Origin of the sequence: Methylocystis iwaonis (assembly GCF_027925385.1) — a bacterium.
GTDB classification, from domain to species: Bacteria; Pseudomonadota; Alphaproteobacteria; order Rhizobiales; family Beijerinckiaceae; genus Methylocystis; species Methylocystis iwaonis.
Window position 1 is genome coordinate 2,339,638 of sequence record NZ_AP027142.1, and the last position, 23,544, is coordinate 2,363,181.

22 protein-coding genes and 2 tRNA genes are annotated in these 23,544 nt (G+C 63.5%); 13 read left to right on the plus strand and 11 right to left on the minus strand.

Features of this window, described 5'->3' with window-relative positions; all coding sequences use genetic code 11:
• The first annotated feature begins 214 nt into the window (after window positions 1-214).
• Window positions 215-304: transfer RNA gene (locus tag QMG84_RS11350), tRNA-Ser, on the plus strand.
• A 44-nt stretch (window positions 305-348) separates the two neighbouring features.
• Here QMG84_RS11350 and QMG84_RS11355 read toward each other — a convergent pair.
• On the minus strand, window positions 349-1,185 hold the full coding sequence (locus tag QMG84_RS11355; RefSeq protein ID WP_281927983.1) for an SDR family oxidoreductase: 837 nt from the start codon (window positions 1,183-1,185) through the stop codon (window positions 349-351).
• Between the two features lie 135 nt (window positions 1,186-1,320).
• On the opposite strand from QMG84_RS11355, the gene QMG84_RS11360 reads away from it, so the two are divergent.
• Window positions 1,321-1,698 (plus strand): winged helix-turn-helix transcriptional regulator, encoded by a 378-nt coding sequence (locus tag QMG84_RS11360; RefSeq protein WP_434085948.1) that lies wholly within the window; start codon window positions 1,321-1,323, stop codon window positions 1,696-1,698.
• A gap of 425 nt (window positions 1,699-2,123) precedes the next feature.
• On the opposite strand, the gene QMG84_RS11365 is transcribed toward QMG84_RS11360, so the two are convergent.
• A complete protein-coding gene (locus QMG84_RS11365; protein WP_281927985.1) occupies window positions 2,124-2,507 on the minus strand; it encodes a YidH family protein in 384 nt (127 codons plus the stop codon).
• 132 nt (window positions 2,508-2,639) lie between these two features.
• On the opposite strand from QMG84_RS11365, the gene hflK reads away from it, so the two are divergent.
• The 3 genes from hflK to QMG84_RS11380 are packed head-to-tail and all read left to right on the plus strand — an operon-like array spanning window position 2,640 to window position 6,234.
• Window positions 2,640-3,782 (plus strand): FtsH protease activity modulator HflK, encoded by a 1,143-nt coding sequence (gene hflK, locus QMG84_RS11370; protein WP_202071967.1) that lies wholly within the window; start codon window positions 2,640-2,642, stop codon window positions 3,780-3,782.
• On the plus strand, window positions 3,779-4,690 hold the full coding sequence (gene hflC / locus QMG84_RS11375) for a protease modulator HflC (RefSeq protein WP_202071968.1): 912 nt from the start codon (window positions 3,779-3,781) through the stop codon (window positions 4,688-4,690). The genes hflK and hflC overlap by 4 nt, the downstream gene beginning before the upstream one ends.
• 59 nt (window positions 4,691-4,749) lie before the next feature.
• Window positions 4,750-6,234: a DegQ family serine endoprotease gene (locus QMG84_RS11380; RefSeq protein ID WP_281927988.1), complete on the plus strand. Its 1,485-nt coding sequence runs from the start codon at window positions 4,750-4,752 to the stop codon at window positions 6,232-6,234.
• A gap of 147 nt (window positions 6,235-6,381) precedes the next feature.
• On the opposite strand, the gene serB is transcribed toward QMG84_RS11380, so the two are convergent.
• On the minus strand, window positions 6,382-7,308 hold the full coding sequence (gene serB / locus QMG84_RS11385; RefSeq protein WP_281927989.1) for a phosphoserine phosphatase SerB: 927 nt from the start codon (window positions 7,306-7,308) through the stop codon (window positions 6,382-6,384).
• 219 nt (window positions 7,309-7,527) lie between these two features.
• Here serB and miaA point away from each other — a divergent pair, with 219 nt between their 5' ends.
• Window positions 7,528-8,442, plus strand: a complete 915-nt coding sequence (miaA, locus tag QMG84_RS11390; RefSeq protein ID WP_281927990.1) for a tRNA (adenosine(37)-N6)-dimethylallyltransferase MiaA — start codon at window positions 7,528-7,530, stop codon at window positions 8,440-8,442.
• Here miaA and QMG84_RS11395 read toward each other — a convergent pair.
• Window positions 8,379-9,260, minus strand: coding sequence for an RMD1 family protein (locus tag QMG84_RS11395; protein WP_281927991.1), 882 nt, complete (start codon window positions 9,258-9,260; stop codon window positions 8,379-8,381). The two genes, miaA and QMG84_RS11395, sit on opposite strands and share 64 nt — an antisense overlap.
• Window positions 9,261-9,405: 145 nt before the next feature.
• Between QMG84_RS11395 and fdxA the strand changes: the two genes are divergently transcribed.
• A complete protein-coding gene (gene fdxA / locus QMG84_RS11400) occupies window positions 9,406-9,744 on the plus strand; it encodes a ferredoxin FdxA (protein ID WP_202071973.1) in 339 nt (112 codons plus the stop codon).
• Window positions 9,745-10,234: 490 nt separating this feature from the next.
• Here the strand turns inward: fdxA and QMG84_RS11405 are convergent, their stop codons facing one another.
• The gene (locus QMG84_RS11405; RefSeq protein WP_281927992.1) at window positions 10,235-10,804 is read right to left on the minus strand and encodes a hypothetical protein; all 570 of its coding nucleotides are present in this window, start codon (window positions 10,802-10,804) and stop codon (window positions 10,235-10,237) included.
• 91 nt (window positions 10,805-10,895) lie between these two features.
• Between QMG84_RS11405 and QMG84_RS11410 the strand changes: the two genes are divergently transcribed.
• Complete coding sequence (locus QMG84_RS11410; RefSeq protein ID WP_281927994.1) at window positions 10,896-11,582, plus strand: CarD family transcriptional regulator; 687 nt, start codon at window positions 10,896-10,898, stop codon at window positions 11,580-11,582.
• Window positions 11,583-11,981: 399 nt separating this feature from the next.
• Here QMG84_RS11410 and QMG84_RS11415 read toward each other — a convergent pair whose 3' ends face one another.
• Window positions 11,982-12,767, minus strand: a complete 786-nt coding sequence (locus tag QMG84_RS11415; RefSeq protein WP_281927996.1) for an ABC transporter permease — start codon at window positions 12,765-12,767, stop codon at window positions 11,982-11,984.
• A 271-nt stretch (window positions 12,768-13,038) separates the two neighbouring features.
• Here QMG84_RS11415 and purE point away from each other — a divergent pair, with 271 nt between their 5' ends.
• The 3 genes from purE to QMG84_RS11430 all read left to right on the plus strand — a co-directional run bounded on the left by purE (window position 13,039) and on the right by QMG84_RS11430 (window position 15,249).
• On the plus strand, window positions 13,039-13,503 hold the full coding sequence (purE, locus tag QMG84_RS11420) for a 5-(carboxyamino)imidazole ribonucleotide mutase (protein WP_281931989.1): 465 nt from the start codon (window positions 13,039-13,041) through the stop codon (window positions 13,501-13,503).
• Between the two features lies 1 nt (window position 13,504).
• Entirely contained in the window at window positions 13,505-14,578 is a 1,074-nt protein-coding gene (locus QMG84_RS11425) for a 5-(carboxyamino)imidazole ribonucleotide synthase (RefSeq protein ID WP_281927997.1), read from the plus strand.
• Between the two features lie 212 nt (window positions 14,579-14,790).
• On the plus strand, window positions 14,791-15,249 hold the full coding sequence (locus tag QMG84_RS11430; RefSeq protein WP_202071977.1) for a Ros/MucR family transcriptional regulator: 459 nt from the start codon (window positions 14,791-14,793) through the stop codon (window positions 15,247-15,249).
• Between the two features lie 66 nt (window positions 15,250-15,315).
• Here QMG84_RS11430 and QMG84_RS11435 read toward each other — a convergent pair whose 3' ends face one another.
• The 5 genes from QMG84_RS11435 to QMG84_RS11455 all read right to left on the minus strand — a co-directional run bounded on the left by QMG84_RS11435 (window position 15,316) and on the right by QMG84_RS11455 (window position 21,329).
• The gene (locus QMG84_RS11435) at window positions 15,316-16,404 is read right to left on the minus strand and encodes a MerR family transcriptional regulator (RefSeq protein ID WP_281928000.1); all 1,089 of its coding nucleotides are present in this window, start codon (window positions 16,402-16,404) and stop codon (window positions 15,316-15,318) included.
• Window positions 16,405-16,588: 184 nt separating this feature from the next.
• The gene (locus tag QMG84_RS11440; protein WP_202071978.1) at window positions 16,589-18,598 is read right to left on the minus strand and encodes an acetyl-CoA carboxylase biotin carboxylase subunit; all 2,010 of its coding nucleotides are present in this window, start codon (window positions 18,596-18,598) and stop codon (window positions 16,589-16,591) included.
• 154 nt (window positions 18,599-18,752) lie between these two features.
• Window positions 18,753-19,388 (minus strand): ATP-dependent Clp endopeptidase proteolytic subunit ClpP, encoded by a 636-nt coding sequence (gene clpP, locus QMG84_RS11445; protein ID WP_202071979.1) that lies wholly within the window; start codon window positions 19,386-19,388, stop codon window positions 18,753-18,755.
• Between the two features lie 433 nt (window positions 19,389-19,821).
• The gene (gene tig / locus QMG84_RS11450; RefSeq protein WP_281928003.1) at window positions 19,822-21,168 is read right to left on the minus strand and encodes a trigger factor; all 1,347 of its coding nucleotides are present in this window, start codon (window positions 21,166-21,168) and stop codon (window positions 19,822-19,824) included.
• A 76-nt stretch (window positions 21,169-21,244) separates the two neighbouring features.
• Window positions 21,245-21,329 (minus strand) — tRNA-Leu (locus tag QMG84_RS11455).
• A gap of 176 nt (window positions 21,330-21,505) precedes the next feature.
• Here QMG84_RS11455 and QMG84_RS11460 point away from each other — a divergent pair.
• Together QMG84_RS11460 and QMG84_RS11465 are read left to right on the plus strand one after the other, a co-directional pair.
• Window positions 21,506-22,135 (plus strand): MliC family protein, encoded by a 630-nt coding sequence (locus QMG84_RS11460; RefSeq protein WP_281928005.1) that lies wholly within the window; start codon window positions 21,506-21,508, stop codon window positions 22,133-22,135.
• A 48-nt stretch (window positions 22,136-22,183) separates the two neighbouring features.
• Complete coding sequence (locus QMG84_RS11465) at window positions 22,184-23,524, plus strand: multicopper oxidase family protein (RefSeq protein WP_281928007.1); 1,341 nt, start codon at window positions 22,184-22,186, stop codon at window positions 23,522-23,524.
• The last annotated feature ends 20 nt before the right edge of the window (window positions 23,525-23,544 follow it).

Here is a 23,544-nt window from a genome sequence, read left to right on the forward strand (position 1 = left end):
TGCCGCCTGTCAATGAGGCAGGAAATCGCGGGCGCCGGCATCCAACGGCTCGATCCTCACGAATCGGGCGCAGCGACACGGCGCGCGCGAGAAATCCACAGGCCGCCTCGGTTTCCTCAAAAACGAGCAGATTGGGACGCCGGGGGCCGCCACTCTGCTTGCCAAGACGGGGCGCTTTGGCATATGTCCCATTCACGCGCGACGCAGCGCGAGCGGAGACGTGGCCGAGAGGCTGAAGGCGACGGTTTGCTAAATCGTTATAGGGGAAACCCTATCGTGGGTTCGAATCCCACCGTCTCCGCCAGTTGCCGCCAATCCTCCTCTACGGCCCGTTATTCTGCGAGATTGCTACGCGGACAGCTCGCGCGCATGATCCTGCGCATAGGTTCGAAGCGAACGCGGCGGGGCGCCGGTCAGCGTCTCTACGTCGGCGGTGACGGCAGCGGTCCATCCCTCGCGCACGGGGTAGAAAATCGACGCCAGGAACGCCGCATAATCGGGCGGCGCGCCCGCGCCGGTCAGCATGCCGACAAAGGCTTCGTCGTCCACGGCTTTGTAAGCGATCGGCTTGCCAACGACCTGCGAGAGAATCTCCGCGGCTTGCGCATAAGAAAGCGCTTCCGGGCCCGTCAGATTGAAGGCCTTGCCGTCGAAATCGCCGGATGTCAGCGCGGCGGCGGCGCATGCCGCAATGTCCCGGGCGTCGATGAAGCTCGATTTGCCGTCGCCGGCAGGAAGGGCGATCTGACCCTGGTCGATTCCCGCCTTCCAAAAAGTGTGGAAGTTGTCGGCGAACCAGTTGGGGCGCAGGATGACGTAGCGCGCGCCCGACTTCTCCAGCGCGATTTCGACTTGGCGGTAGGGGATGGAATCGTCGGCGTCGACGCCGAAGGCGCTCTGGAAGACGATTTTCACCTTGCGGGCCGCAGCGGCTTCGATCACCGGCAGCAGCAGCTCTGTCGCGTTCACATAGCCGGACGGCAGCAGCACAAAAGCGCGGTCGACTCCCTCGAACGCAGCGTCGAAAGTTTCCGGCCTGCCATATTCGAAGACGACGCCTTCCGCGCCTTCCACGGAATGGCCGCCGCGGGAGGCTGCCTTCACCGCCTCGCCTTTCGCCAATAACGCTTTCACGAGCGGGCGTCCCACTGTGCCGCTGGCGCCAAGAACAAGAACCTTTGCCATGCTATCCTCATGGGTTTCTGATTGAAACTAGCTATCGATATGATAGGTAGCATGGGATCAGACACCCAAGAAGAGAGCACTTTCAGCTCACCTGGTTTCCACCTGGAAACCTGATGAAAACGCAGCGCCAGATCCATGACCTCGATGCTAAACGCCTACAATGTCTATGAAGACCGCTGTCCGACGCGGCTGTTGCTGGATAGGCTGGCCGATAAATGGGCGTTGCTGATCCTCGACCGGCTTCAGGAAGGGCCTGTCCGGTTCAATCGCCTGCGCCGCGACATCAAGGGCATTTCACAAAAGGTTCTGTCGCAGACGCTGAAGAAGCTGGAGCGCGATGGTCTTGTCACTCGCGCAGTTTTCGCGACCGTTCCGGTGACGGTCGAATACAGCCTGACGCCGCTCGGCCAGACGCTCAACGAGACGGTTTCGGCGTTTGCGCATTGGGCGGAGCGCAATATGGATGCAGTGCTCGCGGCGCAGCGCGCCTATGACGAGGCCGGAGCCGCCTGATACCATTTCCGTTTGAATAGCGCGCATGGGGACGTGTCATTCCCGGCGGGCTGAAAGCCCGACCGGGAATCCAGAGCCCAAAAAGCGCTGGTTTTGCTCTGGATTCCCGATCACTCGCTTCGCGAGCGTCGGGAATGACACCGGCCCAATCAAGCGAATCTCGTATGACAGGTTTCGCCTGCTTCTCTGTCGGAGCGACGGTTATAGATTACCGCTGACAGGGCAATGTGGCGCGAAACGCTGGCTACGCGCTATAGCGATCTATAGCATAGGAATAGTCTCGTCCGGTCTCGCGCGCCGCGAGTCCCCGAGCCCGGCGCGGAGGTCTGACCATGAACGAATTCGGCAACGGCTTTCTCGTCAACGCGCTGATCGGCCTCGGCCTCGCGCTGCTGATCTCTTTCGCCTTCGTCTGGTATCGCTGATCAGAACACCACCAGATAGGCGCTGAAAATCGCCACCCCCAGCACCAGCGCCGAAAGCGCCCACAAGGTCCAGTGCGTCGCGCTCGGCCTGTGGGTCTCTTCGTCCTCGAGCAGACGTGCGGTCTGCAGCAGCCTGATTGTGGCGATGACGATCATTGTCACGCCGGAGGCGATCAAGGCGGCGCCGCCATAGCGCGCGGTGTGACTTGGCAGCCGGTGAAGGGCGAGGAGACCGGCGTTATTTCCCGCCCCTGCCGCCAGCGCGAGCAGAAAGAGATTGAAGCGCTCGATGACGAAGCCGAGCGCAATAACCGCGATCCCCGTGCGGACCCAGGCGAGAAACGTCCGCTCATTGGCCGCGATATTGGCGTAATCCCGTATCATGGGGATGCTCTCTCCTGTCTCTGCCGCGCAGGGAATCGTCCGCGATTGCCGCCACGCCGCCAAATGCCTATAACATCCCGGGCGACGCGAAGCCGCGCCCGAGGCCACTTCCACATTTAATCGCGAGACGAGATGCCCTGGAGCGATCAAGGCGGCCCGCGCAATCAGAACAATAGCCCTTGGGGACAGCAGGGCGGGCCCTGGGGCCAGGGCTCGGGCGGCGGCGCGCAACCGCCGGATCTCGAAGAGCTGTTGCGCCGCAGCCAGGAAGGACTCAAGCAGTTTCTGCCAGCCGGCTTCGGCGGCGGCGGCATGCTGATCCTCATTCTCCTGACCCTGCTCGCCTGGCTGCTGTCCGGCTTCTACACGGTCGGGCCCAATGAGATCGGCCTCAATCTCATCTTCGGCAAATATCGCGGCAAGACGCAGGCGGGCCTCAATTACAACCTTCCCGCCCCTGTCGGCTCGGTGATCAAGCTCGCGGTGACGGACCGCAACATCACCGACGTGGGCTTTCGCGAGGAGGCGGCGGCGCCAGAGGGGCGCCGGCGCGGCGGGCAAGTCACGCGTCTCGGCCCGGAGGCGCCGGAAGAAAGCCTGATGCTGACCGGCGACGAAAATATCGCCGACATAAAATTCCGCGTCATCTGGCAGATCGACCCCTCCAAGCCCGAGGATTACGCCTTCAATCTCGCCAATCCGCACACGACGGTGAAGGCGGTCGCCGAGAGCGCCATGCGCGAGATCGTCGGCCAGTCGCAGATTCAAAAAATCCTCACCGCCGACCGCAAGGTGATCGAGCCCGCCTCGCAGGCGCTGATGCAGAAGCTACTCGACGACTATCACAGCGGCGTCATGGTGCTTCAGGTGCTGCTGCTTTCGGTCGACCCGCCGCAGCAGGTCATCGCCGCCTTCCGCGACGTGACCGCCGCCCAGCAGGATTTGCAGCGACTCGGCAATGAGGCGGAGGCCTATGCGAATCGCGTCGTGCCCGAGGCGCGCGGCGCCGCCGCACGCATCCTGCAGGAGGCCGAGGCCTATCGCGAGCAGACGGTCGCCGAAGCGCGCGGCCAGGCCGGGCGTTTCGAGAAGATTTACGAGCAATATAAGAACGCTCCGGCGCTCACCCGCCAGCGGCTCTATATCGAGACCATGGAGCGCGTCCTCGGCGGCGCGGAGAAGGTGATTCTCGACGATCCCGCCAAGGGCGGCGCCTCGGTCGCGCCCTTCATGCCCCTGCCCTCCTTTGCCCCCTTTCAGGGAGGACAGAAGTGAAAAACGGCCTCCTCTTCGCCCTCGCCATTCTGGCCCTGATCGGCGTCGCCGCCGTGGGCGGCGCGCTGTTCACCGTTGAACAAACCGAGCAGGCGCTGGTGCTGCGATTCGGCGAGCCCGTCGCGGGGCGCGGCCTCATCACCGAGCCGGGACTGCATTTCAAGATTCCGCTCATCGAAAATGTGGTCACCTTCGACAATCGCATCCTCGACGTCGAAAGCCCCAATCTCGAAGTGCTCGCAGCCGACAATCAGCGTCTCGAAGTCGACAGCTTCATTCGCTACCGCATCGTCGACGCGCTGAAATTCTATCAGTCGGTCAATAGCGTGCAGGGCGCCAATAATCAGCTCGGCTCGGTGCTGAACTCCGCCGTGCGCCGCGTGCTGTCGGAAGCCAATCAGCGGCAGATCGTGCGCGACGAACGCTCGGCGCTGATGGCGAAAATCAAGCAGCAGGCCGACTTGGAGGCGCGCCGCTTCGGCGTCGAGGTTGTCGACGCCCGCATTCGCCGCGTCGACCTGCCCCAGCAGATTTCAGAAAAAGTTTACGGCCGCATGCAGACCGAGCGTCAGCGCGAGGCCGCCGAATATCGCGCCCAGGGCGCCGAGCAGGCGCAGAAAATTACCGCAAAAGCGGATCGCGACGTGATTGTCCTGAAGGCCGAAGCACAGCAGAAGGCCGATCAGACGAAAGGCGAAGGCGACGCCGAGCGCAACCGTATTTTCGCCGAAGCTTTCGGCAAGGATCCGGACTTCTTCGCCTTCTATCGCTCGATGCAGGCGTATGAAGCCGCGTTCAAGCCGGGCGAGACGCGCTTTCTCGTCAGTCCGCGTTCCGCGTTTTTCCGTTTTTTCTCCGCCCCCGAGGGAAGCGCGAGCGCCCCGCCGGAGCCGGCGCAAAAGCGATAAACCAAGGGCGCCGGCGGCGGCGCGCCAACAAGAACAATGTCCCTCGAGGAGCAAAACGCATGATGCCCGCATTTCGTCGCGCCGCTCTGGCGCTCGCGACGGCCTCTTCCCTTTGGCTTGCCAGCCCGGCTCACGCCAAGGGACCCGATTCCCTCGCCGATCTCTCCGCGCAGGTTTCCGACGCCGTCGTCAATATTTCGGCGACGCAGACGCTCGAAACCAAACAGCGCGGCAAGGGCGGCGACGCGCCCGGGCTGCCGCCGGGCATGGGCCCCGGCGCGCCCTTCGACGATCTTTTCGAGGAATTCTTCAAGCGCCGCGGCCAGGGCATGCCCGACCTGCCGCGCCAGCGCAAATCCTCCTCGCTCGGCTCCGGCTTCGTCATCGACGCCTCCGGCATCGTCATCACCAATAATCACGTGATCGCCGACGCCAGCGAAGTGACCGTCATTTTCAACGACGGCCAGAAGCTCAAGGCCGAAATTCTCGGCAAGGACCAGAAGGTCGACGTCGCGGTGCTGAAGGTGAAGCCGGAGAAGCCGCTGAAGGCGGTGAAATTCGGCGACAGCGACAAGGCGCGCGTCGGCGACTGGGTGCTCGCGGTCGGCAATCCCTTCGGCCTCGGCGGCTCGGTGACGGCGGGCATCGTCTCGGCCCGCAACCGCAACATCGATAGCGGCCCCTACGACAACTACATTCAGACCGACGCCTCCATCAACAAGGGCAACTCCGGCGGCCCCCTGTTCAACATGGATGGCGAGGTGATCGGCATCAACACGGCTATCCTCTCGCCCTCGGGCGGCTCGGTCGGCATCGGTTTCGCGACCCCTGCCAACACCGTGCAGCCGGTGATCGACCAGCTCCAGCAATATGGCGAGACGCGCCGCGGCTGGCTCGGCGTGCGTATCCAGAACGTCGACGACGCCATTGCAGAAACGCTCAGCCTCGGCGCCACGCGCGGCGCGCTGGTCGCGGGCGTGGACGACAAGGGCCCGTCGAAGCCTGCCGGAATCAAGGCCGGCGACGTGATCGTGAAATTCGACGGCAAGCCGATCAAGGAATCGCGCGATCTGCCCAAGCTCGTCGCCGCGACGCCCGTCGGCAAGGACGTCGATCTTGTCATCGTCCGCTCCGGCAAGGAAGAGACCAAGAAGGTCAGGCTCGGCCGTTTGGAGGACGGCGAGAAGGTCGCCTCGCGCGACGGCGGCGACAAGGAAAAGCCCGAAACGAATAGCCCGGCCTCCCAGAGCGCGCTGGGGCTGGAGCTTTCGCGCCTCACCGACGATCTGCGCGCGCGCTTCCAGATCAAGGACACGGTGAAGAACGGCGTGCTCATCACCTCCGTCGACCCGTCGTCCAACGCGGCGGAGAAGCGGCTACAACCCGGCGAAATCCTACTCGAAGTCAATCAGGAGCCGGTGAACGAGCCCTCCGACGCCGTGAAGAAGATCAAGGCGCTGAAGGAAGCGGGCAAGAAGACGGCGCTGCTGATCGTGGCCAATGGCCAGGGCGACGCGCATTTCGTGGCGCTGCCGGTAGACTAAGCCCTCATCCGACCCTCGCTGACGCGAGGGCCACCTTCTCCCGCAAGCGGGAGAAGGAAAGAACCCCGAGATGAGGCAACGCGACTCCTTCTCCCGCTCGCGGGAGAAGGTGGCCCCGCATAGCGGGGTCGGATGAGGGCGGTCCCCTCACTCCCTAAAGTCGTTTCTCCGATACCCTTGCGCATACAGCAGCGCCGTCAGATCCGCGTAGTTGATCCGCGCCGCCGCAACGTCGGCCACCTTCGGCTTGGCGTGATAAGCGACGCCGAGCCCCGCTTCCCGCAACATGTCGAGATCATTGGCCCCATCGCCGATCGCAAGCGTCGCCACGGAAGCCAGTCCGAGCCGCTCGCGCAAGGAGACAAGCGCGGCGCGCTTGCCTTCTCTGCCCTGCACCGGCTCGATCACCGCGCCGGTCAAGGCGCGCTCCACGATCTCCAGCCGGTTGGCGAAGGTCTCGTCGAAGCCGATGCGCGCGGCGACCGGCGCGGTGAATTGCGTAAAGCCGCCGGTCACGAGCGCCGTATGCGCGCCATGCGCGCGCATGGTCTGCACGAGGGCTCGGGCGCCCGGCGTGAGCGTGATGCGGGCGACGATCGTCGCGATCTGGTCGAGCGTCACGCCGGCCAGCAGCGCGACGCGCTCCTTCAACGCCGCCTGAAAATTCAGCTCGCCCGCCATCGCGCGCTCGGTGATGGCGGCGATGCGCGCGCGTATGCCGATCAGCCCAGCAAGCTCGTCGATGCATTCCTGCTCGATCATGGTCGAGTCCATGTCGGCGACGAGGAGACGCTTGCGGCGGCCTTCGGCCGGCTGAACGACAACGTCGATCGCCTCCCCGGCAAGCGCAGCCTGCAATCGCGCGCGCGCGACGTCCGGGTCTTGCGCGTCGAGGAAAACGTCGGCGGCGATGTCTGGCGCGAGCCAATCCAGCGTTCGATCGCTGAGCCCGGCTTCGCGCAAGGCGCGCCGGACGACCGCCTCGGTTAGCGCGACGCCATGTCCGGCAACAAAGGTTGCGACGATTCCCGCGCTCGACTCGCCTCCCGCTTGGAGGCCTTGTGAGTCACTCATTTCGGAACCGTCATGGCCGGGCTTGTCCCGGCCACCCATGCCAATGGGCGCGGCTCACCGACGGGCGACGTTCCGAGCGGACGAATATTCGAGATTGAAGCCCATTGCCCCACAAGAGCTAGCATTGCGCGGCGTGGATGGCCGGGACGAGCCCGGCCATGACGTAGCTGTGGGTTGATCGCCTTTGACATCCAGCCCATTTCCGCCGCAATAGCCGCCATGTCCCCGCGCGCCATTCTCATCGCAGGTCCCACAGCCTCGGGCAAGTCGGCGCTGGCGCTCGCCATCGCCGAGCGCGTCGGCGGCGCAGTGGTCAACGCCGACTCCATGCAGGTCTACCGTGACCTGCGCATCATCACCGCGCGGCCGACGCTAGAAGAAGAGACGCAGGCGCCGCATCTCCTCTTCGGCCATGTCGACGCAGCGGTGAATTACTCCGTCGGCCGCTATCTCGCCGATCTCGCGCAGACGCTGGCCGACCTCGACGCGCGCGGCGTGACGCCCGTCGTCGCCGGCGGCACGGGCATGTATTTCAAAGCCGCGCTTTACGGCCTTTCAGACATTCCCGCCGTGCCCGAGGAGGTGCGCGCGCAGGTGCGCGCGGCGGCCGAAGGCGCGAGCCCGCAGGAGCTTTACGCCGAGCTTTTGTCGAAAGACCCGGAGACCGCGGCGCGGCTGCGCCCGACAGACCCGCAGCGCATTCTGCGCGCCCTGGAGGTTTTCGCCGCGACGGGCAAGCCGCTCGCTTCCTTCCAGGGGCCGCGCTCTACGCCGCTGCTCGACGCGGCGCAATGCCCGGCTTTCTTCCTCGCGCCCGAGCGCGAGACGCTCTATGCGCGCATCGACGCGCGTTTCGATAAAATGATGGAGATGGGCGCGCTCGACGAAGTGGCCCGCCTAGGCGAGCGCAAGCTCGATTCCGCTCTCCCGGCCATGCGCGCGCATGGCGTTCCGCATCTCATCGCCTATCTCGACGGGCGGATGTCGTTAGAGGAGGCGATCATGCGCGGCAAGACCGACACGCGCCATTACGCGAAGCGGCAATTCACTTTCGCGCGGCATCAATTGCCTCACTTCGCGTGGCTGTCCACAGAGGATCCATGGGGTGCGGTCGAGGCTGCCTGTATCTGGTGAAGATAATGCTGTCCGGAGAACATCTGGAACAGCGACAGGCCGATCTCCATGGCGATCAGCACGATGATGATCCATTCGAGTCGCACGGAGCGGTCCGCGTCGATGAGATCGGTGAGCGCCCGCGCGGTTTCGCCGATCACGTCGATCTTGGCGTTGAGCGTGCGTCCGCGCGCCTCCAGCTCATATTCGTCTTCCAGACGCGCATAGAGGCGCTCGAGATCAGGCCGATCCCATAGAACGTCGGGCTTGTCCTCGACGGCGACGCGGCCCGAGACGCGATGGCGCACGAGCAGGGTCTGGCCGATGAGCTCCAGCATGGATTTGCGCCGCCATGGCGGGCGACCCTTGCTCGCCAGCTCCGCCGCAAAAGGCTCGATCGTGTCGAAGACCGCATTGACGCGGCGCTCGTCGCGCGCCAGCGCCACGCTTTTCGCCAAGGCGTCGGCGATGACGAGCAGCCGCGCCTCGGAAAGATCCTTCACCGCAAGGCGGCCGTTCGGCAGCGGCTTGTCCTCGCCGTCATGCGTGATTTCGATGACGAGCGTCTCGTCGTCGCCCCGCGAGGCGCCGGCGACCCGCGCGCCGATCTTGGTGACGATCTCGTCCTCTTCGAGCGGCGAGAGTCCGAAGAGGACCGCGACGCCGAAGCGGTAAAGCACGGCGAAGCCCGCCTGACCGGCATGGAAGGCGAGCGGCGCGGTCGACACCAGATCCGCCCGCTCCAACCCGACGGTGTCGATGCGTTCGCCGAGCAGCAAGGCGCGCGCCGTCATGGTTTGCGCAACGGCGTGTGTCGCTCTGAGTTCAACGTCGGTCATAATCGTCCCGCTTGAATCCTATTGTAGCCATATCGCGGCGGCGCCAAAATCACCATGGCCATGCCTTGCATGACGGCGGCAAAAACGCTAGCTAGCGCGGCAATCGACGCGAGACGCTCGCAAATCGTCGAAAGAGACAATTCACATGACTTATGTCGTCACGGAAAACTGCATCAAGTGCAAGTATATGGATTGCGTGGAAGTTTGCCCCGTCGACTGCTTCTACGAGGGCGAGAACATGCTCGTCATCCATCCGGACGAATGTATCGACTGCGGCGTCTGCGAGCCTGAATGCCCCGCCGAGGCGATCAAGCCCGACACCGAGGAAGGCCTCGAGAAGTGGTTGCAGTTGAACGCTGAAATGGCGCAGAATTGGCCGAACATCACCATCAAGCGCGACCCGCCCGCCGACGCCAAGGAATGGGATGGCAAGCCCGGCAAGTTCGAAGCCCAGTTCTCTTCCGAGCCCGGACAGGGCGACTGAGATCACCTCAAGCCGCCCGTCGCGAGCCGATTCGTTTCGGCCGCCAAATGTGCGCCGGGCGGCGGCCCAATCTTTCCACATCCTTAACTTTGCTTGATAGCAGAGCGAATTTCGTAACTTACTGACGACTTTCCGACCCTCCCGGCAAAAACCGGGCAAGGGTTGTTTTTGATTTTGGCGCCGCGGCGTGATATAGAGAATGGTAATAAACGCCGCTCGACCGTCACGGGCCGACGACGGCTTGCCTCACAGCATGAGAAAGCGCGCGCCTTAGAGCGTCCGAATTCCCTATCTCGCCCGCGCCTCTGGCTTAAGGTGTCAGTTCAGAAACTTGCCTGCCAAGACGCTTCGTTCGTCTCGCGGCAAGAGGACAGCAGGATCATCCCGTCTCCACAGCGGGATGCAAAAGGAGTGCCCCGCGTATGCCGTCCGCCAAGAAGAACGATATAACAAAGAAAGGGGTCGGCGCTACAGCTACCTCCGCGCGTTCTCAGGGATCGGCGTCGAAAAGCGGTAAAGCCGCACGCCCCGTCGCCGCGACGTCCGACGGCGCGAAAACGAGCAAATCCGCTGCAAAGAGCGCCAAGACTGCGGCAAAGACGCGCGTTGAAGCGCCTGTGACGACCGCAGCGAAGGCGACGACAAAGACCAGCGGCAAAAGCGGCGCGGACGCTGCCGCCCGCAGCGCCGCGGCGTCCGGCGCGCGCGCGTCCGCATTGGCCAAGAATGTCGCTGCGCGCGGGACTGTCGCCGCAGCCCCGGGCAAGGCCGGCGCAAAGACTGTCAAGTCCGCGGCGAAGACCGCCGCAACCGCCGCCGTGAAGTCGGACGAAAAAATCACGCCCGCCAAGGCGCACAAGACAGCGGCGTCCATCGAGAAACCGAAACCAGTGGCGAAGCCTGCCGCGGCGCCGGCCTCGGAGAAGGCTGCTCCGGAGAAGGCGCTCGCCACAGCTCCCGCCCGCAAAGCCGAGGCGACGAGAACCTCTGAACCCGTTACGTCCGCCGCGGCGCACAAGCCCGCACCGGCGGCCGCTGTTGCGCCAGCCCGCGACGCCAAGCCCCCCTTCCCCGCCAAACCGGCCGCCCCCGCGGCCGCCGCGGCGGCTGGCAAGACTTCATCAACCACGACAGCCGGCGAAGATAAAAAATTGGCAAAAAGAAACGAGCCCCCCGTTGAAACGGCGACGCCCGTCGCTGCCGAGAAGACCGTAACCGATTCAAAGGCCGTGGTGAGACCCGCGCCCGCGAAAACGAAACCGGCCGCGCAGAAGCACGGTTTCAAGCTCAACGAGTTCATCGTCTATCCGGCTCACGGCGTCGGCCAAATCATTGGCGTCGAAACACAGGAAGTCGCGGGCTTCAGCCTCGAGCTCTTTGTCGTCAGCTTCATCAAGGACAAGATGATCCTGAAGGTTCCGACGAGCAAGATCGCCAATGTCGGCATGCGTAAGCTCGCAGAGACCGGCGTAGTCGACAAAGCGCTCACGACGCTTTCCGGACGCGCGCGCATCAAGCGCACAATGTGGTCGCGCCGCGCCCAGGAATATGAGGCCAAGATCAACTCCGGCGATCTTGTCACGATCGCCGAGGTGGTGCGCGACCTCTACCGTTCAGACACGCAGCCGGAGCAGTCCTATTCCGAGCGCCAGCTTTACGAGGCGGCGCTCGACCGCATGGCGCGGGAAGTCGCGGCCGTGCGCAAGCTGATCGACTCGGAGGCGCTGAAGGTGATCGAGTCCTTCCTGCAGAAGGGCCCGCGGCGCGGAGCGAAGGCCGACGCCGAAGCCGAAGCCGCCGACGACGGCGACGAAGAGGACGTCGATCGCGCCGCGTGAGGGTCGCACGCCGATCGACAAAGAAATGCCGAGAGCGGGATTTCCTGCTCTCGGTGAGGTCGCTTCCGGCCTTCGGGCGGCAGGGAGCCAGTCGCATGCAGCAGAAGCGGTGGTTAGCCCCTGCGCGCGAACGCCGCGACAATGATCGCCTCCCCTATCGGGACGCTCTGCAACAGCGAGAGAGAGCGCGCCAGGCCCAGGGCGCCGCGCAAACCACCCCCCAAAGCTCATGCTGCTCGCGCGAAGCCGCTTGGCCAGCGCGTCGGCCGGCCAGATAGCTGCGCTTCTCCTCGCACGGCCGATTTTTGCCCATAGAACGACACCGCCCAATAAATCGACGAGTCGCGCCCTCGCTCTCTCGCGCGACCTCAGACCTATTTCCTGCCAAGGGCAACGATCTCAGGAGAAAAATTTTCCGCGAAGAAAGCGCTCCCCCAGCAGGCCAAGGGCGAGAGAGACTGAAGCAAATTCGACGACGTACGCTTTGTCGACCGTATGGGGATCGTAGCTGGTGTAATATGCGGAGCGCAGCCACTCCACGATTTGGAAGAGGGGATTGTAGGAATAGTACTCGCGCACTTCCTCTGAAAAAGCATAAGACGGCTCATATACCCCAGATAATATGTATAAGATGACAGCAGCCAACGTAAATGCACCGATAAAGAACATGCCAAATATTGCACAAGCGACCGTATTTAGCACTCCAAACCCTATTCCAAGATAAACAGCCGCAAGAACAGCCTGAGATGCCGCAATGTAATCTGTCGGAAGAAAGTCTATGTCTAACGAATACATAATCAACAAATATAGCCATAAAACAATGAAAGCGTTAAGCACTTCCAATATCCATCTCGCAGTAATTAAATGCCCGGGCTTGAGTATCGGCATATTTAGCAGCGTCCGCCCTTGGATTATAGCCATACCCAGCATTCTCGCGGGATAGAGACAGAGAATGTAGGGCACAACCCCTGTCGCTACGAACACAGCCGCACTCTCACCGACAGGCGCGACATAATTCCTAAGGAGATAGGCGCCGGAAATGATGATGAGATGGCTGAGCGGCCATGCGATCGCGATAAGATAGCCGAAATAGCTGGAGCCGAACCGCGTCCTCATATCCATCAGCAGAATCACCGAGATAACGCGGCCGAATTCCCTGATCTTCGCGAGAAGATTTGCCGACACGATTCCCTCTGACTAAAAATCCGATCAGGGCCGCACTATAGCTGAATAGCGGCGGAACGGAGGACATGCGCCCCGACCATGCGCCTGTCATGCCCTCACCCCACTGCCCGGCTTGCGTCCCCAAGACAAGCCCGCCAGCGCCTCCCATAACGCGAGAGCCCGCCCGGCGCCTTGCGTCCCGCCTCCCCATCGTCTATGCGGCATGGCTTCCCCACGCTCGAGTAATGGATCACTTAAAGTGGCGAAGCCGAAGACGCCTGTTGCGATCATCATGGGGTCCCAGTCCGACTGGGCGACCATGCGCCACGCCGTGGAGACCCTGAAAATCCTCGACGTCGGCTGCGACGCGCGAATCGTCTCAGCCCATCGCACGCCTGAGCGGCTTTTCACTTTCGCCAAGGGGGCCGAGGCGTCGGGCTTCGAGGTGATCATTGCGGGCGCCGGCGGCGCCGCGCATCTGCCGGGCATGACGGCCTCCATGACCAATCTCCCGGTTCTCGGCGTGCCGATCGAGTCCCAGGCGCTCAAAGGCATGGACTCCCTACTCTCCATTGTTCAAATGCCGGGCGGCGTGCCGGTCGGGACGCTCGCCATCGGCAAGGCGGGCGCGATCAACGCCGCGATCCTCGCCGCCTCAATTCTCGCGCTGAGCGACAAGGCGCTCGCCGCGCGGCTCGCAGATTTCCGCGCAAAGCAGACAGCGAGCGTCGGCGAGACGCCGAAGGAGGAGGCGTAACATGCTGAAACCCGGCGCAACCATCGGCATTCTCGGCGGCGGCCAGCTCGCGCGCATGCTGGCGGCAGCCGGCGCCCGCCTTGGCCTCAAATGCCATATTTTCTCGCCCGTCGCCGATGATCCCGCCTTCGACGTCTGCGCCGCGCGCACTTGCGCCGATTTCCTCGATGAAGCGGCACTGGCGGCCTTCGCGGAATCTGTCGATGTCGTCACCTATGAATTCGAAAATGTTCCGGCGCGAACGGCGGAAGTGCTCGAAGCGCATCGGCCGGTGCGGCCGAACCCGAAGGTCCTCGCGCTGACGCAGGACCGGCTGATCGAAAAGCAGTTCGTGCGCGGGCTCGGCGTCGCCACGGCCGATTTCGCCGACGTCTCCGATCTCGATGCGCTGACGCGCGCCGTCGCGCAGCTCGGGCGTCCATCGATCCTGAAGACTCGCCGTTTCGGCTATGACGGCAAGGGCCAGACCCGAATTGTCGACGGCGTCGATCTCGACGACGCTTTCAACGCGGTAGGCGGCGCGCCCTCGATTCTCGAAGGTTTCGTGCCCTTCGCCAAAGAAGTTTCCGTTGTCGCAGCGCGCGGGCTCGACGGCGCCTTCCGCGCCTATGACATCTGCGAAAACATCCACGAACATCATATTCTCGCGACGACAACGGCTCCCGCCGCAATCAGCGACGCAACAGCGCGGGCGGCGGTCGAGATGACTCGGCGCATCGCCGAAGCGGCGGATTACGTCGGCGTGATCGCCGTGGAAATGTTCGTCGTTTCGGACGCTGAGGGCGAGCGGCTCCTCGTCAATGAAATTGCGCCGCGCGTGCACAACTCCGGGCATTGGACGCTCGATGGCGCCGTAACCTCGCAATTCGAGCAGCACATGCGCGCCATTGCGGGCCTGCCGCTCGGCTCCACGCGCCGCCATGGGCGTCAAGTCGTCATGCGCAATCTCATTGGCGCCGACGCCGACAAATGGGCGCAGATACTGGCTCAAGACGGCGCCTGTCTGCATCTCTACGGTAAAAAGGAAAGCCGTCCAGGCCGTAAGATGGGGCACGTAACTGAGATTTTAACTTGAGCTGCAAGCCAAGTCGCGTTCAAGAAAGAAAAAATCGAGACTTGGGCGGATCGACTCTTCTTTGACCCACAGCAAACAAAGCGCGTCCGGGGCGTTAGAGCTGCTATTCCCGTCGGTCGGATACACTATTTTGGAAAGAATTTGACCGTTAAGCTCGACGCAACCAGATTGCGGTATTAGTAATATCGTCGATTCGCGCGGAGGATACGCCCTTGCAGACGCCAGATTCAGAAGACGCCAGTTCAATCGAATTGGCTGCGAGCATTGTCGCGGCCTTCGTTTCTCATAACTCGCTTCCGGTCGCGGAGCTTCCGGGGTTGATCGCGTCCGTGGACGCGACGCTGCGACGCCTTGCGACGGGCGCGGCTGCAGCTCCTGCGGTCGAAGAGAAGCCTGAGCCGGCCGTCTCGATCCGCAAGTCGATCACGCCCGACTATCTTGTCTGCCTGGACGATGGGAAGAAGTTCAAATCGCTGCGGCGGCATTTGGCCACGCTGGGAATGACGCCGGACCAATATCGGGCGAAATGGGGACTGGCCCCCGATTATCCGATGGTCGCGCCGAACTATGCGGCGCAACGCTCTAATCTTGCCAAGCAGATGGGCCTCGGCCAGGCGCGCAAGAAGGCGGCTCCGGCTCGTGCGGCGCGCAAAGCGAAGGCGAGCGCCTGATCTCCGCTACGAGACGCACAGGCGGCGGCGGTTTCGCGCCGCGCGCCTGAGCGCTTGCACATATTGTTATGGCATCGAACGCCAGAAGAGAAACCTGATCAGTCCGTCCGGCGCCAGCCCAATGCGCCATTCAGTATTTTCATTCTCGAATTTCACATCGTAAACGTCTCCCCCAACAGGGCCGACGCCGCGAAAGGCGAGCGTCTGGACTGCCCCCTTGGCGGCCAGCTCCTCAAAGACAACAGAAAAGCCCAGTTGGAGCCGCGCCGAGAGGCTGTCGATGAACTGGGTAAAATCGACATTGCCACTTTGCAGGCTCGCAATGACGCGGCGGAGAAGCTCCTCGCTGCCGGGGTTTGGAATTTTGTTCCTAATGCGGTGAGCAAGGATCGCCGCCTCCCGCTCGGCCTCGGCGGCGTCTATCCGATGGGCGACGTTCTCGAAGCCCCCCGAATGATACGTCAGGCTTTCAACCGCCCCCTCGGGTGAAACTCCGAAAGTCACCTGCGACGGCCAGCGCGGGAAAAAGAACTGATGCTCACCCTCGGGAAGCGCATAATTGGCGACAGGCCATCCGGGGTTTTTGAAATAGAGTTTGTCATTCTTGAGCGAAACGTCCCAGACGAAGCCAACCTCCGACTTGTAATGACCAACATATTTCTCGAGCGCTGCAGGATCGATCTCGATTGGCTTGCGCGGGCGGGCTTGTTCGTAGCGGCGCTGTGCAATGGCGTCGAATGAGGATTCCGTCATATGCGCCTCCTTGGCGAGCGTAACGAGTTCGGTGACAGACAGGACGTCACCGGCGCGAAGCCGCGCGCGAGCGGCAGCGACGAGGGAATAGCCGCGTTCAGCACGACTCCTCAGCGCCGAAAGCGCTGCTTCCTGGATGGCGAGGGCGCGGTCGAGATCGTTGGCGCGGCCCTCCAGCAAGGCGGCGATGCGCGACAGGCTCAAACCAAGCTGCTTGAGAGCAAGAATTTCATGCAGGCGCGCGATCTCGGCCGCGCCGTAGAGCCTCCAGCCTTTCTCCGTGCGCTTTGGCGCGAGAAGCCGATGGCGCTCATAGACGCGCAGCGCGCGCACTGTCAGTCCGATGCGGGCGGCGCATTCGGCTGCGGTCAGCAATTCGTCTTTCGGCGCGGAATCGATCACTTAAAATGCCTCCTGTTCCGTCTGTAGGGTATGACCCAAGGGCCGGATCAAGAGGAAAGGTTTCGTCGCTCAGCGCGCCTGAAGGCGGGCGGTCCAAGGCGCTCACGGACCGCGCGGCTTCAGCCGCGCAAACAAAAACGCGGCCCCGGAGGGCCGCGTCTTGTAAGACCAATGCTGTGTTTGCTTACGCGAATTCCATGATCACCGCGTCGACCGCGAGGCTGTCGCCGGGCTTGGCGAGGATCTTCTTGATGGTCACGTCGCGCTCGGCGCGCAGGACGTTCTCCATCTTCATGGCCTCGACCATGCAGAGCGCCTCGCCCGCCTTTACTTCCTGCCCTTCCTTGACGTCGATGGTCTTTACGAGACCCGGCATCGGACACAGCAGATGTTTGGAGGCGCCGGTGTCCTTCTTCTTGGGCATCAGGGCAGCGAGCTCGGCCTCGCGCTGCGTATAGACGCGCGCCTGCACGCTCACGCCCTGATGGGCCAGCTCATAACCATTGAGGATCGGCCGCGTCTGCACATAGACCGTATGACCGTCGACATCGCCCTTGAAGACCGCGTCGCCCGGCCGCCACTGCGAGGATACGCGATGGGCGCGGTTATCGGCGCCGGAGAACTGCACGACGAGCGCCTCGCCCTGCTCCTCGAGCGAGACGTCATAGCGCGTATCGGCGAGCATGCAGACGCGGTCGCGCGAAAATTCGACCGGACGGCCGCTCATGAGCTGGCCGCTGATCATGCGTTTGCGGGCGTTGCCGATGTGATCCATCAGCGTCGCGACGGCGGCGAGCGTCAAAGCGAGATCGCCCGTGGGCTCCGGCGCGGCGAAGCCTTCCGGGAACTCCTCGGCGATGAATCCCGTCGAAAGCGTGCCCGACCGCCAACGCTCCATCTGCATCAGCGTCGAGAGGAAGGGAATGTTGTGGCGAATGCCGTCGATGAGGAAACGATCGAGCGCGTCGGCCTGGGCCTGGATGGCGGTCAAGCGGTCGGGGGCGTGCGTGACGAGCTTCGCGATCATCGGATCGTAATGGATCGAAATCTCGCGGCCCTCGGTGACGCCCGTGTCGTTGCGGACGGTGACGCCGTCTTCCTTCTTCTCCTCCGGCGGGCGATACTTCACCAGACGGCCGATGGAGGGCAGGAAGTTGCGGGTCGGATCTTCGGCATAGATGCGGCTTTCCACCGCCCAGCCGTTGATCTTCACATTCTCCTGCTTGAGCTGCAGGGGCTCGCCGGCGGCGACGCGGATCATCTGCTCGACGAGATCGATGCCGGTGATGAGCTCGGTGACCGGATGCTCCACCTGCAGGCGGGTGTTCATCTCGAGGAAGTAGAAGCTCTTGTCCTGGCCCGCGACGAATTCCACCGTGCCGGCCGAATCATAGTCGACAGCCTTGGCGAGCGCGACGGCCTGGGCGCCCATTTCGGCGCGGGTGGCGGCGTCGAGCAGCGGCGACGGCGCTTCCTCGATCACTTTCTGGTTGCGACGCTGGATCGAACACTCACGCTCATTGAGGTGAATGACATTGCCGTGCTTGTCGCCCAGCACCTGAATTTCGATATGGCGCGGGTTCTGGATGAACTTCTCGACGAAGACGCGATCATCGCCGAAGGACGACGCCGCCTCCGAACGGGCGCGGGTGAAGCCCTCGATCACCTCGGCGTCGTTGAAGGCGATGCGCATGCCCTTGCCGCCGCCGCCGGCGGAGGCCTTCAGCATCACCGGATAGCCGATGTCCTTGGCGATCTTCACCGCCTCTTCCGGCGATTCGATCACGCCGAGATAGCCCGGCACGACGCTGACCTTGGCGGCCGAGGCAAATTTCTTCGATTCGATCTTGTCGCCCATCGCTTCGATGGCGCGCTGGTTGGGACCGATGAAGACGATGCCGGCGTCCTTCAGTGCCGTGGCGAAAGCCGCGCGCTCGGAGAGGAAGCCATAGCCCGGATGCACGGCCTCGGCGCCGGTCTGCTTACAGGCCGCGATAATCTTGTCGATGAGCAGATAGGACTGCGCGGCGGGCGGCGGGCCGAGGTGGATCGCCTCATCCGCCATCTCCACATGCAGGGCGTCGGCGTCGGCGTCCGAATAGACGGCGACCGTGGCGATGCCCATCTTCTTTGCCGTCTTGATGATGCGGCAGGCGATTTCGCCACGGTTGGCGATCAAAATCTTGCGAAACATGCGCGCCCTTATAGCCCCGTTTCTCTCACCCAAAGGTCCGCTCTTTTTCCCCGAAGGAACGGCGGACGCAATTATTTTTTACTGCCGCACGCTCGGCGCGGCGGGTCTCTCCCGCACAGGGCGCCTATCGGCCCCATGCGGGAGAGGAACCATTTCAGCTCTTGGCTTCTGACTCGTCGTCGGGGCGCTTCTCCTGCACGCTGTCGACGATGCCGAACGCCTTCGCCTCTTCCGCCGACATGAAGTGATCGCGGTCGAGCGTGCGCTCGATCGTGTCGTAATCCTTGCCGGAGTGGCGGACATAAATGTCGTTCAGGCGCTTCTTGACCTTCAGTATGTCCTCGGCGTGGCGCTGAATGTCCGACGCCTGGCCCTGGAAGCCGCCTGAGGGCTGATGCAGCATGACGCGGGCGTTGGGGAGCGCATAGCGCATGCCGGCCTCGCCGGCGCAGAGCAGCAGCGAGCCCATCGACGCCGCCTGGCCGACGCAGAGCGTCGAGACTTTCGGCTTGATGAACTGCATCGTGTCGTAGATGGCGAGGCCCGCCGTCACCACGCCGCCCGGCGAGTTGATGTAGAGGGAGATTTCCTTCTTCGGATTTTCCGATTCGAGGAAAAGGAGCTGGGCGATGATGACCGAGGCCATGTGGTCCTCGACCGGCCCGGTGAGGAAGATGATCCGCTCGCGCAACAAGCGCGAATAGATGTCGAAGCCGCGCTCGCCGCGCGACGTGTTTTCGATCACCTGCGGAATGAGATATTGGCTATAGACCTCGATCGGATCACGCATCGCATCGCCTTCCCTGCGCGTCTCCTCGCAGGAGACCGCGCGCATTAGACCGACCGCGAAGCATTTACCCGAACCTGCCGCACGGCCGTCTCATATGGTTTTGCCGGCGCAGGGGCCCTCCGCCGGGAATTCTTGTCCCGTCATATGCCGGAGCGCGCCGGGACGCAAACGAAGCTTCCGCTTCTCGGGCGAAGAGCGATCTGGCAAGCGCGGCGCCAAAGGGATCAACAAAAGACTTAAGGCTCGCGGACAAGCGACCGTCCAGCGTCGTTAGCCCGATACCTCCCCTTTACGGGGAGGTCGGCGGCCGAAGGCCGCCGGGTGGGGTTCGCGCCGCAACAAGAGTGGCGGGGCCTTACCCAACCCGACCCCGCCTTACGGCGGGGCCACCCTCCCCGTAAAGGGGAGGGATGGCTCACGCCCGGCGTTTCTCTTACGCCTCTTCTTCCTTGAAGAGCTCTTCCTTGGTCACGGTCTTGTCCGTGATCTTGATGAGCTTGGAGATATGGTCGACGACGCGCTCTTCGTAGATCGGCGCGCGCAACTGGGCGAGCGCCTGCTCATTGTTGCGATAGAAGTCCCACACCTGCTTTTCCTGGCCCGGGAACATGCGGACGCGCTCGACGAGCGCCTCGGTCAGATCCTTGTCCTCAACCTTCACGCCGGCGTTCTGGCCGATTTCCGCGAGAACCAGCCCGAGGCGCACGCGGCGCTCGGCGATCTTGCGGAACTCCGCGCGGGTTTCGTCCTCGGTCTTGCCTTCTTCGGCGACCGGCTGATTCGCGCGGCGGCTCTCGGCCTCGTGCTGCCCCCAGATATTGTTGAATTCCTGCTCGACCAGCGTCTCGGGCAGCTCGAAGGAATAGCGGCTGTCGAGGGCGTCGAGCAGCGCGCGCTTCAGCTTGTCGCGCGAGACCTTGTGGAAGTCGGCCTCGAGATTGCCCTTCACCGCTTCCTTCATGGCGTCGAAATTCTCGAAGCCATATTTCGTGGCCAGCTCGTCGCCGATCTCGAGCGACTTCGGCGCGGCGACGGCCTTCACCGTCACGTCGAACTCGGCGTCCTTGCCGGCCAGATGCTGAGCCGAATAATCCTCGGGGAACTTGACCTTCACGAGGCGCTGCTCGCCCACGCCCGCGCCTTCGAGCTGCTCCTCGAAGCCGGGAATGAAGGTGTTGGAGCCCAGCACGAGGTCGATGTCGCCGCCCGTGCCGCCCTCGAAGGCGACGCCGTCGAGCTTGCCGGTGAAGTCGATCGTGAGCTTGTCGCCCTTCTCGGCCTTGGCGCCTTCCGCGCGCGGTTCGAACTCCTGGGCGCGATCAGCCAGATTCTTCAGTGCGGCGTCGATATCCGCGTCGGCGACCTCGGCGACCGGGCGCTCGATCGAAATGTCGTCGAAGGAGCCGATCTCGAACTTCGGCAGCGTCTCGAAGGTCACGGTGAAGGCGAGATCGCCCTCGGCCTCGAGCGCGCGTTCGAGCTCTTCCTGCCCGCCGGGGAAATCGAGCTTCGGCTCGACGGCGATTCGCAGCTCATGCTCCTCGACGATCTTGCGGTTCGCCTCGTTGACGGACTCCTGCAGGACGTCGCCCATGATGCTCTTGCCATAGAGCTTCTTGAGATGGGCGATCGGAGCCTTGCCGGGGCGGAAGCCTTTGATCTGGGCCTTGGCCTGCATTTCGGCGAGCTGCGCGCCGAGCTTGGCGGCGAGATCGGCCGCCGGCAGCACGACCTTGAATTCCTGCTTCAAACCCTGGGAGGAGGTTTGCGTAACTTGCATGTCGATCGCCTTCTACAACTTTAGAGCCGGCCGTGCGCGCGGCGGCTTGGCATAATTTCCGCGAAACTGCGGCATTTGGTGCGGGCGGAGGGAGTCGAACCCCCACGACTTTCGTCACCGGAACCTAAATCCGGCGCGTCTACCAGTTCCGCCACGCCCGCGTGAGCGGCCCCATCCGGACCCGCCGCGAAACCTGAAGCCCGCGAGCGCGGGCGCCGCTCTATAGCATGGTCGGCGCGGGATGCTTCAAAAAAATACGTATGTCCGGAAGCGACGTTTTGGCTTGCGACCGCTAGAATGTATCGCCTTTCTCGGTCCTCTTTTCGGAGCACGCCTCATGATCCGCGCGGCCGCCATAGCGCTCCTCTCCTTCCTCTCGATTGGATTCGCCGCTGCGACGCCGATGGAATGCGCGAAGACGTCGAGGGCCCCGGTCAAATTCATCTGCGAGGATGCGACCCTCGAAGGGCTGGATAAAGAAGAGTCCCGTCTTGCCGATTTGGCCACGGCCGCGCCGCTGACGGCGGCTCGGAAGAAGGACTTGTCCGAGAGCCAGGCGAGTTTCCGCAAGACGCTTTCGGCCTGCAAGGACGCCAAACCCTGCCTGCAGCGCACGCTCATCGAGCGCATCTACCGCCTGCGGCAAGGCTATGCCGATGTGCGCTCGAAGGACGCCGAGGGAACGAGCCTTGGCCCTTTCATCGCCTCCTGCCCCGGGCTCGACGGCCTGCTGGATGTGACCTTCGTGAATGTCGCGCCCGCCCTCGCCTTCCTTTCCTGGCGCGACAAATCCGTCGTTCTGCAACAGGCGCTGGCGGCGTCGGGCGCGCGTTACACGGGCGCTTTCGGGGCGGGCGAAGCGCAGTTCTGGAACAAGGGCAAGGAGGCGACGCTGGACTTGCCGGGACGACCGCGGCTGAACTGCACAATACAGGACGTTGGCGCCCCCGCCTCGGCGCCGCGCTGACGCGAGCGTCGCCGTCAACTCGTTACACTCTCGCAAGGACGCAAGCCTATGCCCTCGCTCAACCGCCGCGCCTTTCTGACCGGGGTCGCCGCCAGCGTCGTCGCCCTCCCCGCACGAGGGGCGCCGCAAATTGGCCCGCGCCTCATCGAGGCGCGCGCCGGCAAAGCAAAGCTCGGCCAGGCTGAAACGGACATCCTCGGCTTCGACGGCGTCGCGCCGGGGCCTGTGCTGCGCTACAAGCAGGGCCAGGAGCTCGACGTCCGCCTCGTCAACAAGCTCGACCTTCCGGCGACGATCCATTGGCATGGCATGCGCGGCGAGAACGCCATGGACGGCACCGCGCCGCTGACGCAGGCGGCCGTCGCGCCGGGAGGCTCATTCGACTACCGACGCAAGCTGTCGGAGCCCGGCCTCTTCTGCTACCGGCCGAGCGTCTACGGCAAGACGCCCGAGCTGATCGGCCGCGGCCTCAAAGGCCTTTTGGTCGTGGACGAGCCCAATCCCCTGCCCGCCGATCACGACCTGCTCCTCGTCCTCGACGATTGGCGCCTCGACGCACAGGGCAAGATCGAGGGGACCTTCGGCGACGCCAGCGAGGCGCGCGCCGCCGGGCGCATCGGCCCGACGCTCGCCGTCAACGGCAAGGCGGCGCCGGCCACCGCCGAGCTTCAGGCAAATTCGCGCGTGCGTCTGCGGCTCGCCAATCTCGCCAACGCCAGGATCATGATCCTGACCTTCGACGGCGTGCAGCCCTTCGTCGTCGCGATCGACAGCCAGCCTTGCGAGGCTTTTGAGCCGGTGCGGCGCAGCATCCCCGTCGCGCCCGGCGCGCGATTCGAGCTCATCTTCGACATGCCGGCGACGGAAGGCGCCAAAGCGCGAGTCCTCCTGCGCGGCCCTAACAATAGCGAAAGCGAGATTCTCGTCGCCACGGCGAAAGGGGCGCGCGCTGAGAAGCGGGGCCTTATCTACTCTCTGCTCTCAAACCCTGCGCTGCCCGCAGAGATCAAGCTCAACAACGCCAAGAAAGTCGATCTAGTGATCGAGCCCGGCCCGGCGGGCGGCGCCGGCTGGGTCATCAACGGCGCCGCGACAAACGGCTACGACGGCCCGCCACTCTTCAGCGTGAAGCGCGGGACGCCGGTCACGCTCGGCTATGTGAACAAATCAATGGTTCCGCTCGCGATGCATGTTCACGGTCACGCCATGCGGCTCTTGCATGATCTCGACGACGGCTGGGAGCCCTATTGGCGAAACGGCGTCATCGTTCCCGCCGCCAAGACGAAGCATGTTTCCTTTATTGCCGACGCGCCCGGCAAATGGGCGATTCATGACGATATTCTGGAACATGAGGCGGCCGGGCTGGCGACCTGGTTCGCGACTGTGTGACGGTTATATCTGACTGTATT

Excerpts from the sequence above, each read along its gene's own strand:
- fdxA (WP_202071973.1), top strand. The coding sequence starts at position 9,406 with ATGACTTATGTCGTCACGGAAAACTGCATCAAGTGCAAGTATATGGAT.
- QMG84_RS11465 (WP_281928007.1), top strand. The coding sequence starts at position 22,184 with ATGCCCTCGCTCAACCGCCGCGCCTTTCTGACCGGGGTCGCCGCCAGC.
- QMG84_RS11425 (WP_281927997.1), top strand. The coding sequence starts at position 13,505 with ATGCTGAAACCCGGCGCAACCATCGGCATTCTCGGCGGCGGCCAGCTC.
- purE (WP_281931989.1), top strand. The coding sequence starts at position 13,039 with ATGGGGTCCCAGTCCGACTGGGCGACCATGCGCCACGCCGTGGAGACC.
- hflK (WP_202071967.1), top strand. The coding sequence starts at position 2,640 with ATGCCCTGGAGCGATCAAGGCGGCCCGCGCAATCAGAACAATAGCCCT.
- QMG84_RS11440 (WP_202071978.1), bottom strand. The coding sequence starts at position 18,598 with ATGTTTCGCAAGATTTTGATCGCCAACCGTGGCGAAATCGCCTGCCGC.
- tig (WP_281928003.1), bottom strand. The coding sequence starts at position 21,168 with ATGCAAGTTACGCAAACCTCCTCCCAGGGTTTGAAGCAGGAATTCAAG.
- QMG84_RS11365 (WP_281927985.1), bottom strand. The coding sequence starts at position 2,507 with ATGATACGGGATTACGCCAATATCGCGGCCAATGAGCGGACGTTTCTC.
- miaA (WP_281927990.1), top strand. The coding sequence starts at position 7,528 with ATGTCCCCGCGCGCCATTCTCATCGCAGGTCCCACAGCCTCGGGCAAG.
- QMG84_RS11355 (WP_281927983.1), bottom strand. The coding sequence starts at position 1,185 with ATGGCAAAGGTTCTTGTTCTTGGCGCCAGCGGCACAGTGGGACGCCCG.
- serB (WP_281927989.1), bottom strand. The coding sequence starts at position 7,308 with ATGAGTGACTCACAAGGCCTCCAAGCGGGAGGCGAGTCGAGCGCGGGA.
- clpP (WP_202071979.1), bottom strand. The coding sequence starts at position 19,388 with ATGCGTGATCCGATCGAGGTCTATAGCCAATATCTCATTCCGCAGGTG.
- QMG84_RS11380 (WP_281927988.1), top strand. The coding sequence starts at position 4,750 with ATGATGCCCGCATTTCGTCGCGCCGCTCTGGCGCTCGCGACGGCCTCT.
- QMG84_RS11395 (WP_281927991.1), bottom strand. The coding sequence starts at position 9,260 with ATGACCGACGTTGAACTCAGAGCGACACACGCCGTTGCGCAAACCATG.
- QMG84_RS11360 (WP_434085948.1), top strand. The coding sequence starts at position 1,321 with ATGACCTCGATGCTAAACGCCTACAATGTCTATGAAGACCGCTGTCCG.
- QMG84_RS11460 (WP_281928005.1), top strand. The coding sequence starts at position 21,506 with ATGATCCGCGCGGCCGCCATAGCGCTCCTCTCCTTCCTCTCGATTGGA.